Below are 12,526 nucleotides of genomic sequence, written 5' to 3' on the forward strand. Positions count from 1 at the left end.
CAAGGCGTTCCGCCCCCTCCTCCCTGACGACCTCTGATCGGAAGCACCATGACCGACCACGCCCCCGGGTCGCGCGTCGAGCTCGACGGGCGGCGCGTCGTCGTCGACCTGTCCGACGTCGACCGCGACCGGCTCACGACGATGGCGGCGCGCAGCGGTGTCAGCGGGCCCGAGCTCGTGCTCGGGTGGATCCGGCGCGGGCTCCTCGGCCCGGCACGGGACGGCCGGGCCCGGGACTGGCCGGCCGACCGGGGCGCCCAGCAGGCCCGGGACGTCGAGGCCGACAGGCACGCCCGGCGGGCCCACGACGTCGAGGCCGACAGGGGCGCCCGGCGAGCCCGGGACGTCGACGTCGCCCGGCAGGCGGACGAGGCCTTCCGCGGACTGCTCGGCGGCCCGGACCACACGGACTGACACCGGGCGCGAGCCGGCCGTGGGGAGCACGCGGCCCGCAGGGCTCAGCCTGCGCCCACCTCCGCCTCCAGCATCGCGACGGCCTCGGCCGGTTCGAGGTCCCGGACCAGCACCCGCAGGGTCAGCCCGTCCGCGAGCGCCAGCAGCCGCCGGGCCTGCGTCAGCGCCGCGTCGGGGTGCACGCCGCGGTGCGCGCCGATCAGTCGCGCGCACTCGTCCTCGGCACCACGCCGGGCCTCGGCCAGCACCTGGCGGACGGCGTCGTCGTTGATGGACTTGGCCACGTAGGCGTACCAGACGCTGACGCCCACGCGGCCGCCGTCGTCCCGGGGGATCTGCTGGCTCACGATGTGCAGCAGCCGCTCGCGGGGCGTGGCGCCCGCGGTCTCGAGGTAGCCGCCGTACGCGTTGTCGACCAGTGCGGTGCAGCCGGCCAGGACGAGGGCCTCCTTGGTGCCGAAGTAGTGCTGGATCCGCCCCATGGAGACGCCAGCCGCCGCGGCGACGTGGCGCAGGCTGACGCCCTCGATGCCGTGCTCGGCGATCACCAGCCAGAGCGCGACGACGATCTGGCTCCGGCGCTCTTCATGGTCGACGACTCTGGGCATGCGTGGAGTTTAGCAATACGATCGCATCGGAACCTGTTACGATGCGATCGTATTGCAACACCGTCCGAGGGAGACCCGATGCACACCGGAACTACGCGCCGCCGCTGGCCCGTCGTCCTGCTCGCCGTGGTCGCGGCGGTCTCGACCGGCGGGCTCGTGCTGCTCGTCGCGGCGAGCGGCCCCGGCGTCGGCCACTTCCGCACGCCGGAGGGGCGCCAGGCCTACGAGGAGGCGTACACGGCCGCGATGGCGGGCCTGCCCGGCCCCACCGCGACGCACGACGTCGAGACCAGCTTCGGCACGGTGCGGGCCTACGCCTGGACGAGCGCCGAGCACCCCGACGCCACGCCCGTGGTGCTGCTGCCGGGCCGGTCCGCCGCCGTACCCATGTGGGGCGAGAACCTGCCGGACTACATCGGGCACCGCACCGTCTACGCCTTCGACACGCTGGGCGACACCGGGATGTCCGTGCAGACGGTGCCCCTGGACGGCATCGCCGACTCGGCCCGCTGGGTCGACGAGGCCATGGCAGAGCTGGGTATCGAGCGTGCCCACCTCGTCGGGCACTCGCAGGGCGGCGGGCTGGCCGCGGCCGTCGCGGTGCGGTACCCCGGCCGGCTCGCGAGCCTCACGCTGCTGGAGCCGGTGCTGACGCTGGGGATGATGCCGCTGTCGACCATCCTGGTGTCGATCCCGGCGTCGCTGCCGTTCGTCCCGGAGTCGTGGCGCGAGGCCGCACTGAACCGCATCGGCGGGGTCGAGCCGGACGAGGTGGACCCGGACGACCCGCTGGCCCGGCTCATCACGCAGGGCTCCCGGCACTTCGGCTCCGGTTCGCTGCCCAACCCGGTGCTCCTGACCGACGACGAGCTGCGCGGCCTGCCCATGCCGGTCTACGTGGCGATCGCGAGCGACTCGTCGCTGGCCGGCGGCGACGCGGCGGCCGAGAAGGCGGAGCTGATCCCGGATGCCCAGGTCACGGTGTGGCCGAACACGACCCACTCGCTCCCGATGCAGGTGGCGACCGACCTGGACGCGGAGCTGGAGCGCTTCTGGGCCGCCCACCCGTAGGTGAGCGCGGGGTTAGTGGCGCTCTGAGCGTTCAGAACGCCACTAACCCCGCGTTCACCCGGCCAGGCGCTCCACGACCCACCACAGCGCCACCGCCGCGATCGCCGCGCAGCCCGCTCCCAGCACCCAGCGGGACGCGCGCGGCGCCCGGACCCGCAGCAGCACCAGCAGCGGGAACACCACCGCGATGAGGCCGAGCTGCACCGCCTCGATGCCCACGTTGAAGGACAGCAGCGACAGCAGCAGCGTCCACGACCAGGCGGCGTCGATCCCGAGCGCGCCCGCGAACCCGACGCCGTGCACCAGCCCGAACACGAACACCACGGGCAGCCGCCAGCGGTCCCAGACGGTCGGCGCCTCACGCGTCCCGGCCGGCCCGCGCCAGCGCAGCGCGTCACGCACCGGTCGGCCGGCACTGCTGCCCGGCACGGCGCCCGCAGCGACGGCGAGCGCGGGGACCCCGAGCCCGCCGTCGCGCCCCCGCCGGATCAGCACCAGGTCCACCACCGCCACCACCGCTATCGACGCCGCGATCACCGGCTCCACCACGATCGCCGGCACGGACACCACGCCGAGCGCCGCGAGGAGGAACGTCACGGAGTGCGCCACGGTGAACGCCGTCGCCGTCCAGACGACGTCACGCAGGCGGCGGGCGCCGATCAGCAGCGCCAGCAGGAACAGCACGTGGTCCACGCCGAACAGCAGGTGCTCCCCGCCCAGCACGAAGAACTCCCCGACCTGCCTGAGCAGGCGGTGCTCCCCCGTGGTCAGGGTAGGCGATGCCGCGGTCAGCACCGCGGAGCCCTCCTCGCCGTCGAGCGCGTACGCCACGATCGTCTCGGTCGAGTGCACGAACGACTCCGCGTCCGGGAACAGGGCGCTCGAGATCTCGTGCACCCCCTCGGGGCCGCCGTCGCACGCGAACGTGTAGGTCAGCGAGGCGTACGCCCGCTCGCCGCGCTCCACCACGTCCACGGACCCGAGCGCGGGAGCGCACGGCTCGCCGTCGTAGGCGACGGCGAAGCGGTCGGTGACGTACCCGTCCACCTCGGTCTCGTGCTCGTCGAGCTGCGCGAGCTGCTCGTCCCGCCCGGTCGCCTCGTACGCCTCGGCGCGCAGCCACGCGGACTTCATGAGCAGGTCGTACTCGAGGTCCAGCACGGCCGTGACGTCCGGCCCGCCGCCCTCCGCACCGGAGGACGACGACGCCGTGGTCACCTCCGCGTACACGTCGCTGGTCGCGTCGTGCGCCCAGGCGGCCGGCCCCACGGCGGGGCTGCTCACGACTGCGAGCAGCCCCGCCAGGGCCAGCGAGCGGCGCAGTCTCAACGCCGCGCCGTGGTGAAGTACGCCGGCGACGCCGTCGCCGTGCCGCCACCCGGGGTGCGGGCCGTGACGAACCAGGCGTACGTGCGGTCCGGCTTGAGGCCGGTCCAGCGGACCGAGGCGACCTCACCGGAGGCCACCGTGTCCCGGCCGATCTCGTCCACCGGGTCGTACAGCACCACGGAGTCGGTGCTGAACGACGTGGTGCGGGAGGTCAGGTCGACCGGCAGCACCATGTTGTCCTCCCGCCCGTCGTACCGGTGCTCGGTGTCGTACTCCGTGGCACCGAACTCGCCCAGCAGCGGCGAGTAGGTGTCGATGGACACCTCGCCGCGGTCGACGTCGAACTGCAGCATGCGGAAGAACGACGCACCGAACTGGAGCTGGTCGGCGGGGTCGTACCCGCCGATCTCGGTGAGGCCGAGCTGGCCGGCGGACACCGTGTAGAACTGGTAGTCCGCGAGGAGCTCGACCACACCGCCGCCGATGTCGCCGACCACGGGCGGGCGCACGTTGGTGCCCACGCCGTGCCGGTGCCCGGCCAGCACCATGAACACGTTCGGGTTGTCCTTGACGAGCAGGTTGTACAGCAGCGGCCCGTCGGACCCGCCGAAGTTGGCCCCGCGCCCGTCGGGCGACGTGGACGGCTCCAGGTAGTCGTGCGTCAGCAGGATGCCGTTGCGGTCGGAGTACCGGTCGAAGATCGACGCGGCCCACTCCGCCTCGTCGCGCGTCACGCCGTAGGACAGGCCCACCACCACGAAGTCCAGGCCGCCGGCCGAGAACAGGTCGTAGTGGTTCTCGTTCGAGCCGGGCTCCATGACGCCGCCGTACGACGCGTCCGCCCAGTCCTCGGACAGCGCCTCGTACCGGTCCGGCCCGAAGTACTCGTTGTAGAGCGTCGGGTCGGTGCCGGACTGGTTGTCGTGGTTGCCCGCGACCACGCCGTTCGGGATGCCCGCGGCGTCGATGCGGTCCTGGGCCTGGGAGGCGAACTCGAACTCACCGATGACCTGCTCCTCCATCTCGGGCGGGAACGCCCGGATGTTGTTCTCGATGATGTCGCCGGTGTGGGCCACATACGCGATCTTGCGCTCGTCCGCGTTGTCCACGATCCAGTCCATGACGCCGTTGTAGCCCTGCGCCCAGACGGCCCGCTCCTCGGCGGTCTCCTGCTCCACGGCACCCTCGGTCAGGTACTGGGTGTCCGTGTAGTGCACCATCGAGAAGTCGTAGGCGTCCGGGTCCTCGAACCGGTCCTTGTCGCCGGCGTCGATGTCGTCGGCGAAGGGGTCCTCGCCGGTGACCATCGCGTGCACCGTGCCCCGGTCCACGTAGTCGCGGGTCACGGTGCCCTCCAGCACCGTCTGCCCCTCGACGGCGCCGCGCGCCGAGGCGACCACGTCCCAGGCGTCCGTCTCCGGGTTCCAGGCCCGCAGGCTGACCAGGCGGGCCGGGTCGGCCGTGCCCTCCCAGCGCAGCACCGGCGCCTCGACGCGGCCGCGGACCGGCACGTCGAACCGCTGGTAGGTCACGTCGGCGGAGTCCGGCGAGTCCACGGACCGGCCGTCGCCGGGCTCCAGCCCCTTGGTACCGAGCTTGCGCTGACCGCGCACGTCCAGCGTCGTCGGCACGTCGGCCGACTCACCCTGCCAGGCCCGGTTCGGCGTGAGGATCTCGGCGGCCGAGAAGCGTGCGGTGACGTCGCCGCCGTCGGGCGCGGCGACCGTCGCCCTCAGGGTCGCGGTGCGACCCACCCCTGCGGTGCCCGACGCCGGTGCGACGTCGGCCGGCACGTCCGGGATCCCGGCGCTGACGAAGGTGACCTCGTGGGCCACCTCGTTGCCGAGCCCGTCCGTCGCGGACACCGTCAGGGTGTGCTCGCCGGCGGACAGACCGGGACCGACCGGGTCGCCGACGGCGATCGCCTCGCCGTCGAGCGTCACGTCCGGACCCTGCACCACGCCGGAGGTGTCCTCCACCACGACCGCGAGCGGCACGGCCGTGGTGAGACGGACGCCGTCGGCGGGCGTGACGCCGGTGAGCGCGGGACCGTTGTTGTCGGTGAACAGCGCGCGGGTGGCGGTCTCCCCGGTGGTCGAGGTCGCGGCGAGCTCGTGCTCGCCGTCCGCCAGCGTGGCCGTGTCGAGGTCGGCACGCAGGCCGCGGGCGGGCGCGTCGACGGTGAAGGTCAGCGACACCTCGCGCAGCGCCGTGCTGCTGGAGCCGCAGGTGCCGTCACCCATCGCGTAGGAGGGCTTGAGGCCGACGCCGGCCGCCGTGCCCGCCGCGGGGGTCAGCGCCAGGTTCGAGATCGTGAAGTCGTCGCGGTTGCAGTCGCCCTCGAAGGTGCCGGTCACGACCTTGACGGTGTTCTCGCCGGGCCGCAGCCACTCGTTCGGGACCGCGACGTCGGCGCGCTGGCTCACGTACGAACCGCCCAGCGGCATCTCGATGCCGTTGACCACCAGCAGGTTCGCCGCCTGGCCGTCCACCGCGTTCGAGCCGACGGTGAACGAGAACGCCGCGTCGCCCGAGCCGAGCGTCTCGGTGCTCTCGACCGCGTCGCCGTCGACCGTCAGCGCGGCCGTGGCACCCTCGCCGTCCGCCGGGCGTGCGCCTGTGACGACCACGGTGCCGGCCGCCAGCGTGCCGTCGGCGGGGGTCAGCAGCGGGGCGCCGGCCGGCGCGTTGTTCACCCGGACGGTGTGCGCGGTGGTGTCGCCGGACGCCGTGCGGGCCTCGATCGTGTGCTCGCCGTTGGTCAGCGTCGTGGTGTCGAGGTCGGCGCTCAGCCCGGTGGTGCCCTGCGGGTCACCCTGCACGAAGAAGGTGAGCTCCGCACGCCGCAGGAGGCTCGTGTTGGTGCCGCAGCTCCCGTCGCCGAACGAGTAGGTGTACTCGTTCTCCTCGCCGTCGGCGAGCTCGCCGAGCGGTTCGAGCGTGAAGTCCGACAGCACGAAGTCGTCGTAGTTGGAGCCGCAGCTCGTCTCGATGGCCCCGACGACCACCTCGACCGTGTTCTCCCCGGTGACGAGCTGCTCGTTCGGCACCTCGAGCTCGACGCGCTCGCTGACGGCGTCGGGCAGGTAGATCGGCTCGCCGCCGTTGACCGACACGGAGCTGCGGTAGCGCGCCTCGGTCGAGTTGGTGCCGACCGTGTAGCCGAGCACCGAGGTCCCGAGCGTCTCGGCGGCCCCCGGCACGGCGGCGCCGTCGACGGTGAGGCGCTCGACGTCGTCGCCGGGCGCGACCGGCTCGGCCGCGACGGGGACGGTGCCCTCCAGGAACGCGCCGTCCTCAGGCGTCAGGAGCGGGCCGCCCGGTGCCGGTGCCTCGGGCTCGTGGGGGCGCGTGGCGGCCGCCGGGCCACCGGCGTCCTCCGATGCGACGGGTGCGGCCGACGACGACGTCGCCACCCAACCCGTCATGGCGAGCGTGGCGGCGGTGACCGCCGCGACCAGGCCGGCCTGCTGCCGGCCCCGTCGTCTCGCCCGCTGGTTCCTCGTGTCTGGCCGCATGGCCGTCCTCCCTGAGGTCGTGGACGGCCCTGAGCACGCCCGGACGTCAACCTGGACCGGCCGGGTGAACGGAACGGGTGCGGCAGGCAACAACCGGACAAACTGTGCGCTACCTGGATGAACATGCAGGCTGGCGGGCGGGTGAAAGCTCCACCCCGGGAACGACGAAGGCCCCCACCGTGGTGGGGGCCTTCGTCGTTGCTGTGCGCCATCAGGGACTCGAACCCCGAACCCGCTGATTAAGAGTCAGCTGCTCTGCCAATTGAGCTAATGGCGCCTGCGACGGAAAGATTACCAGGGCCCGGAGGCCGCTGCGCTACCGATCACTCCGCCCACGACGAGCCGTCGCCGACCACTCCGCCACGAGGGCAGAAGGGGGTTCTCGGACCGCCGTGCTGGTGCGCCATCAGGGACTCGAACCCCGAACCCGCTGATTAAGAGTCAGCTGCTCTGCCTATTGAGCTAATGGCGCGCAACGGGGAGAAACACTACCAGGACCAGCGCCGTCATCGGTAACCGAACGAACGACCCCGGCCTGTGAACTGCGCGACAGGCCGGGCACGCCGCAGGGCGGCTACAGGTACAGCCCGGTGGCGCCGTCGGCCTCGTCGTTCTCGGCCACGCCGTGCACGTCGCGCTCCCGCAGGAGCACGTAGTCCTTGCCGCCCAGGTCCACCTCGGCGCGGTCCTCGGGGTCGAACAGCACGCGGTCGCCCACGTCGACCTGACGCACGTGCTCACCCTTGGCCACGACGGTCGCCCAGGCCAGCCGCTTGGGCCCGACGGCGGTCGCGGGGATCACCAGTCCCGCCGTCGACTGCCGTTCCGCCGAGTCGGTCTCGGGCTGGACCAGGAGCCTGTCGTGCAGCATGCGGATCGGGAGGGTGCCGGTCGTCGTACTCACGGGACAACGCTACGCGACCGCGAAGAGCTACCGTTACGGTCATGACGACTCGCCTCGAGCCCGGGGACAAGGCTCCCGACTTCACCCTCCCGACCGCCGACGGCACCTCCGTCCGCCTCGCCGACCTGGCGAAGAGCACCGACAAGGGCGTCATCGTGTACTTCTACCCGGCCGCCGCCACACCCGGCTGCACCAAGGAGGCGTGCGACTTCCGCGACTCGGAGGCGTCGCTGCTGGGCGCGGGCTACGCCGTCGTCGGCATCTCCCCCGACAAGGTGGCCAAGCTGGCCAAGTTCGCCGAGTCCGAGGCGCTCACGTTCCCGCTGGCGTCCGACGAGGACCACGCGACGCTGGAGGCGTACGGCGCCTGGGGCGAGAAGCAGAACTACGGCAAGACGTACGTCGGGGTCATCCGGTCCACGGTCGTGGTGAACCCGGACCTGACAGTGGCCGAGGCCTTCTACAACGTCCGCGCGACGGGTCACGTGGCGCGGGTCCGCAAGGTGCTCGGGCTCGACTGATGGGTTCGCCGGCCGACCTGCTGAACCTCGACGACGAGCTCAGCGACACCGAGCTGGCCACGCGCGACCGCGTGCGCGAGTTCGTGGACCGGCGCGTGCGCCCCGGCATCGCGCGCTGGTTCGCCGACGCGTACTTCCCGCGCGAGCTCGTGCCCGAGCTGGGCGAGCTGGGCGTGCTCGGCATGCACCTGGAGGGCTACGGCTGCGCCGGCCGCTCCGCCGTCGAGTACGGCCTGGCCGCCCAGGAGCTGGAGGCCGGCGACTCCGGCATCCGCACGTTCGTGTCCGTGCAGGGCTCGCTGGCCATGTCGGCCATCCACAAGCACGGCTCCGAGGCCCAGAAGCAGCGGTGGCTCCCCCGCATGGCGACGGGCGAGGTCGTGGGCTGCTTCGGGCTCACCGAGCCCGGCGCCGGGTCCGACCCGGCGAGCATGACCACGCGCGCCCGCTTCGAGCCCGGCTCGGAGGGCGGCGACGCCGGCGGCGAGTGGGTCCTGGACGGCGCCAAGCGGTGGATCGGCATGGCCTCGTTCGCCGACGTCGCCATCATCTGGGCCAAGGTCCGCGAGCCGCAGGACGACGGGAGCGAGCGGGACCGGGTGCGGGGATTCGTCGTGCCGACGTCGACCCCGGGGTTCACCGCCGTCCCCATCGAGCCCAAGCTGTCGATGCGCGCGTCCGTGCAGTGCGACGTCACGCTGGACGGCGTCCGGCTGCCGGCCGACGCCGTCCTGCCCGAGCATCCCGGGCTGGCGGGGCCGTTCGCCTGCCTCGACGAGGCGCGCTACGGGATCGTGTGGGGCGCGGTCGGCGCGGCCCGGGACTCCTTCGAGGCGGCGCTGGCCTACGCGCAGGGGCGCGAGCAGTTCGGCACGCCGGTCGCCGGCTTCCAGCTCACGCAGGCCAAGCTCGTGGACATGGCGCTGGAGATCACCAAGGCCCAGCTCCTGGCCCTGCGGCTGGGCCGGCTCAAGGACGCCGGACGCCTGGAGGGACACATGATCTCGGCGGGCAAGCTGAACAACGCCCGCATCGCGATCGACGTGTGCCGCGAGGCACGGACCGTGCTGGGCGGCAACGGCGTCACGCTGGACCATTCCCCCATGCGCCACGCGAGCAACCTGGAGTCGGTGCGCACCTACGAGGGCACCGACGAGGTGCACACCCTGGTGCTCGGCCGGCACCTCACCGGGATCGCGGCGTTCCGCTGACCTGCCCGGGTACCTGCACGTAGACTGTGCGCCGCGCGCGAGTGGCGTAATTGGCAGCCGCGCCAGGTTTAGGTCCTGGTGTCTCCGGACGTGGGGGTTCGAGTCCCCCCTCGCGCACACGGCCGGTACGACGACGGCCGCCTCCGTCAGGGGGCGGCCGTCGCTGCGATCCGCGTCAGTTCTTCTGCGCCTCGAGGTCCTTGCGCACCTGGTCCATGTCGAGGCCGCGCACGGCCTCCACGACCTCGGCGAGGCCCTTGGCCGGGAGGGCGCCGGCCTGGCGGAAGACGAGCACGCCGTCCCGGAACGCCATGAGCGTGGGGATCGAGGTGACCTGCGCGGCCGAGGAGATGCCCGGGTTCGCGTCGGTGTCGATCTTGGCGTGCACGATGTCGGTGTTCTTGTCCGAGGACGCCTCGAACACCGGCCCGAACATCTTGCACGGCGGGCACCACGTGGCCCAGAAGTCCACGAGCACGATGTCGTTGTCGGTGACGGTCTTCTCGAACGTGGCGTCGGTGATCTCGACGGTGGCCATTCGCGGTTCCTCTCGTTGAAACGTCCACCCAGTGCAGCACGGTTCTGCCCTGGGCTATTCCAGGAATGCGCTCGCCGTGACCCGTTCGACAGCGCGACGCCGAACTCGACGGCGCGGAGTAGGGCGCTACGAGGCGCGAACTGGTAGAACGGACCCGTGACGGACACTGCCGACTACCCTTCCGACGACTTCTACCCCGAGCCCACGCAGCCGTCGGGGTGGCTGACCGACGAGGATCTCGCCGTCGTGCGCGCACAGCTCCCGCTCGTGTACGTGGACGCCGTGCCGGTCCGGGTCGACGACTCCGGCGACGTGATCGCCGTCGGCCTGCTCCTGCGGGTGAACACGCAGGGCGTCATGACGCGCGCCCTCGTCTCCGGGCGCGTCATGTACCACGAGCGGCTCCGGGACGCCCTGCTGCGGCACATCGAGAAGGACCTCGGCCCCGTCGCGCTCCCGCAGGTGCCGCCGTCGCCGCAGCCCTTCACCGTCGCCGAGTACTTCCCGACCCCGGGCATCACCGCGTTCCACGACCCGCGCCAGCACGCCGTGTCGCTCGCCTACGTGGTGCCCGTGACGGGTGACTGCCGCCCCCAGCAGAACGCGCTCGACCTCGCCTGGCTGACGCCGGAGGAGGCCTGCGCCGACGACGTCCAGGCCGAGATGATGAACGGCCAGGGCATGCTGCTCAAGCAGGCCATGGCGCACGTGGGCCGGCTGCCCTAGGCGACCCCCGCGCCGGCGCGCGACCGGTCTAGGACAGGTCCAGCACCGGCCAGTCCTCCAGGTCGGCGCGCATCCGCCGGTCGTGCGTCGCCACCACCACGGCGCACGGCGTGACCTGGAGCGCCCGCGTCAGCTCGTCGACGAGGTCGATCGACAGGTGGTTCGTCGGCTCGTCCAGCAGCAGCAGGTGGGGCGCGTGCAGCAGCGCCCGCGCCAGCTCGAACCGGCGGCGCTGACCCGCCGAGAGCTCGGCGAGCGGGCGGTCGAGGTCCTCCTCGCTGAGCAGACCGAGCCCCGCCACGGGTACCACGTGGTCCGGGTCCAGCTCGCCCGAGGCGAGCAGGCGCAGCGCCTCGTCGGCGTAGGTCTCGAACCCGGTCCGCAGCCGTGCCCTGCCGGTGATCGGCGCACTCTCCTGCCCCACCACGCCGATCCGCGCGCCCGGCACCACCGAGCGGCTCCCCCGGTCCAGCTCCAGCGTGCCGGCCAGCGCCGCGAGGAGCGTGGACTTGCCGGTCCCGTTCGGCCCGACCACCAGCAGCCGGCCTGACGGCGGTACCGCGACTCGCGTGCCCGGCAGGTCGAGCCGGGCGGCGCCGTCCTCCCCCACGCGCGGGGAGCGCACCTCGACCACGGGGTCGCTGGGGTCCCAGCCCGGCGACATCGCCGGGAGGTCGGGAAAGCCGAGCTCGACCGGCGGGGCGGGCACCTCGATGGCCTCGGCCTCAAGCTTCTGGACCAGACGATCGGCGGCCTTGACGTGGATGCGCGCGCGGGTGGCCCGGCGGTGCTTCTGCGAGCCCTTGCCGGGGCGCCACTCGTCGGACAGCCCCTCGTAGGACTCGTCGAGTCGTTCCGCGAGCGCCGCGGCCCGCTTCCGCTCGGCGCGGTACCGCTGGCGCCAGCGGTGCAGCGCCTGGTTCTTGGCGAACCGGTAGGACAGGTAGCCGGGTTGCCCGTAGAGCACCGGCTTGCCGTCCCAGGACGGGTCGAGGTCGAGGATGGCGGTGGCGGCGTCGTCGAGCAGCTCGCGGTCGTGCGTGACCAGGACGACGCCGCCGCGCCAGGCGACGAGCTCGCCGGTGAGGAACTCGATGGCGGAGTCGTCGAGGTGGTTGGTGGGCTCGTCGAGCAGGAGCAGGTCGGAGCGCTCCGCCAGGCGGCAGGCGAGCCGCACCCGGAAGCGTTCTCCGACGCTGAGCTCGTCGAGGCGGCGCGCGGGGTCGCGCGGGGCGCCGAGGCGGGTGAGGGCCACCTCGACGCGGCGGTCGGCGTCCCAGACGGCGAGGTGCTCCGCGAGGGAGAGGGTGCGTTCGAGCACCGCGAGGTCACCGGAGCCGTGGTCGAAGGCGGCGGCCGCGGCCTCCAGCTCTGCGGCGGCGGTGCGCAGGCCGTCGAGCGTGGCGGCGACCAGGTCGCCGATGGTCTGACCGGGTTCGGGGTGCAGCTCCTGCTCGACGAGCGCGACGCTGCCGTGCCGCCGCACCTCGCCGGACTTCGGCAGCAGGTCACCGGCCAGCAGGTGCAGCAGGGTGGACTTGCCCGACCCGTTCTCCCCCACGACGCCGAGGCGCGTGCCGTCGTTCACCGTGAAGCTCACGCCGGCCAGCACGTCCCGCCCGGGGTACGCGAAGGCCAGTTCCTGGGCGACGAGGTGCATCCCCCAAGCCTACGGGGCGCGCCGGG

General features: G+C 72.8%; 11 protein-coding genes and 3 tRNA genes. 6 read left to right on the forward strand and 8 right to left on the reverse strand.

Annotated features, from left to right (window positions below; genetic code table 11):
* The first annotated feature begins 48 nt into the window (after positions 1-48).
* Complete coding sequence (locus ACO229_RS15590) at positions 49-414, forward strand: hypothetical protein (protein ID WP_423462059.1); 366 nt, start codon at positions 49-51, stop codon at positions 412-414.
* Positions 415-458: 44 nt separating this feature from the next.
* On the opposite strand, the gene ACO229_RS15595 is transcribed toward ACO229_RS15590, so the two are convergent.
* Positions 459-1,022, reverse strand: coding sequence for a TetR/AcrR family transcriptional regulator (locus ACO229_RS15595; protein WP_423462060.1), 564 nt, complete (start codon positions 1,020-1,022; stop codon positions 459-461).
* A 78-nt stretch (positions 1,023-1,100) separates the two neighbouring features.
* Between ACO229_RS15595 and ACO229_RS15600 the strand changes: the two genes are divergently transcribed.
* The gene (locus ACO229_RS15600; protein WP_423462061.1) at positions 1,101-2,093 is read left to right on the forward strand and encodes an alpha/beta fold hydrolase; all 993 of its coding nucleotides are present in this window, start codon (positions 1,101-1,103) and stop codon (positions 2,091-2,093) included.
* Between the two features lie 54 nt (positions 2,094-2,147).
* Here ACO229_RS15600 and ACO229_RS15605 read toward each other — a convergent pair whose 3' ends face one another.
* The 5 genes from ACO229_RS15605 to ACO229_RS15625 form a co-directional block, all read right to left on the reverse strand.
* Positions 2,148-3,422 carry a HupE/UreJ family protein gene (locus tag ACO229_RS15605; RefSeq protein WP_423462062.1) on the reverse strand — a complete coding sequence of 425 codons (1,275 nt, stop codon included), beginning with the start codon at positions 3,420-3,422 and terminating at the stop codon, positions 2,148-2,150.
* A complete protein-coding gene (locus tag ACO229_RS15610) occupies positions 3,419-6,940 on the reverse strand; it encodes a metallophosphoesterase (protein ID WP_423462063.1) in 3,522 nt (1,173 codons plus the stop codon). Before ACO229_RS15610 ends, ACO229_RS15605 begins: the two co-directional genes overlap by 4 nt.
* Before the next feature lie 204 nt (positions 6,941-7,144).
* Positions 7,145-7,217: transfer RNA gene (locus tag ACO229_RS15615), tRNA-Lys, on the reverse strand.
* Positions 7,218-7,336: 119 nt separating this feature from the next.
* Positions 7,337-7,412: transfer RNA gene (locus ACO229_RS15620), tRNA-Lys, on the reverse strand.
* A gap of 102 nt (positions 7,413-7,514) precedes the next feature.
* The gene (locus ACO229_RS15625; protein WP_220454908.1) at positions 7,515-7,811 is read right to left on the reverse strand and encodes a GroES family chaperonin; all 297 of its coding nucleotides are present in this window, start codon (positions 7,809-7,811) and stop codon (positions 7,515-7,517) included.
* A 74-nt stretch (positions 7,812-7,885) separates the two neighbouring features.
* Here ACO229_RS15625 and bcp point away from each other — a divergent pair, with 74 nt between their 5' ends.
* From bcp to ACO229_RS15640, 3 genes are all read left to right on the forward strand, one after another.
* A complete protein-coding gene (gene bcp / locus ACO229_RS15630) occupies positions 7,886-8,365 on the forward strand; it encodes a thioredoxin-dependent thiol peroxidase (protein ID WP_397429737.1) in 480 nt (159 codons plus the stop codon).
* On the forward strand, positions 8,365-9,576 hold the full coding sequence (locus tag ACO229_RS15635) for an acyl-CoA dehydrogenase family protein (RefSeq protein WP_423462064.1): 1,212 nt from the start codon (positions 8,365-8,367) through the stop codon (positions 9,574-9,576). Before bcp ends, ACO229_RS15635 begins: the two co-directional genes overlap by 1 nt.
* Before the next feature lie 35 nt (positions 9,577-9,611).
* Positions 9,612-9,693: transfer RNA gene (locus ACO229_RS15640), tRNA-Leu, on the forward strand.
* A gap of 58 nt (positions 9,694-9,751) precedes the next feature.
* Here ACO229_RS15640 and trxA read toward each other — a convergent pair.
* The gene (gene trxA, locus ACO229_RS15645) at positions 9,752-10,114 is read right to left on the reverse strand and encodes a thioredoxin (RefSeq protein ID WP_397429735.1); all 363 of its coding nucleotides are present in this window, start codon (positions 10,112-10,114) and stop codon (positions 9,752-9,754) included.
* Positions 10,115-10,270: 156 nt separating this feature from the next.
* Here trxA and ACO229_RS15650 point away from each other — a divergent pair, with 156 nt between their 5' ends.
* Positions 10,271-10,840, forward strand: a complete 570-nt coding sequence (locus ACO229_RS15650) for an NUDIX hydrolase family protein (RefSeq protein WP_397416865.1) — start codon at positions 10,271-10,273, stop codon at positions 10,838-10,840.
* 28 nt (positions 10,841-10,868) lie between these two features.
* On the opposite strand, the gene ACO229_RS15655 is transcribed toward ACO229_RS15650, so the two are convergent.
* Positions 10,869-12,500, reverse strand: a complete 1,632-nt coding sequence (locus ACO229_RS15655) for an ATP-binding cassette domain-containing protein (protein ID WP_423462065.1) — start codon at positions 12,498-12,500, stop codon at positions 10,869-10,871.
* Between the last annotated feature and the right edge of the window lie 26 nt (positions 12,501-12,526).

This window comes from Promicromonospora sp. MS192 (genome assembly GCF_049532985.1).
Taxonomy (GTDB): Bacteria; Actinomycetota; Actinomycetes; order Actinomycetales; family Cellulomonadaceae; genus Promicromonospora.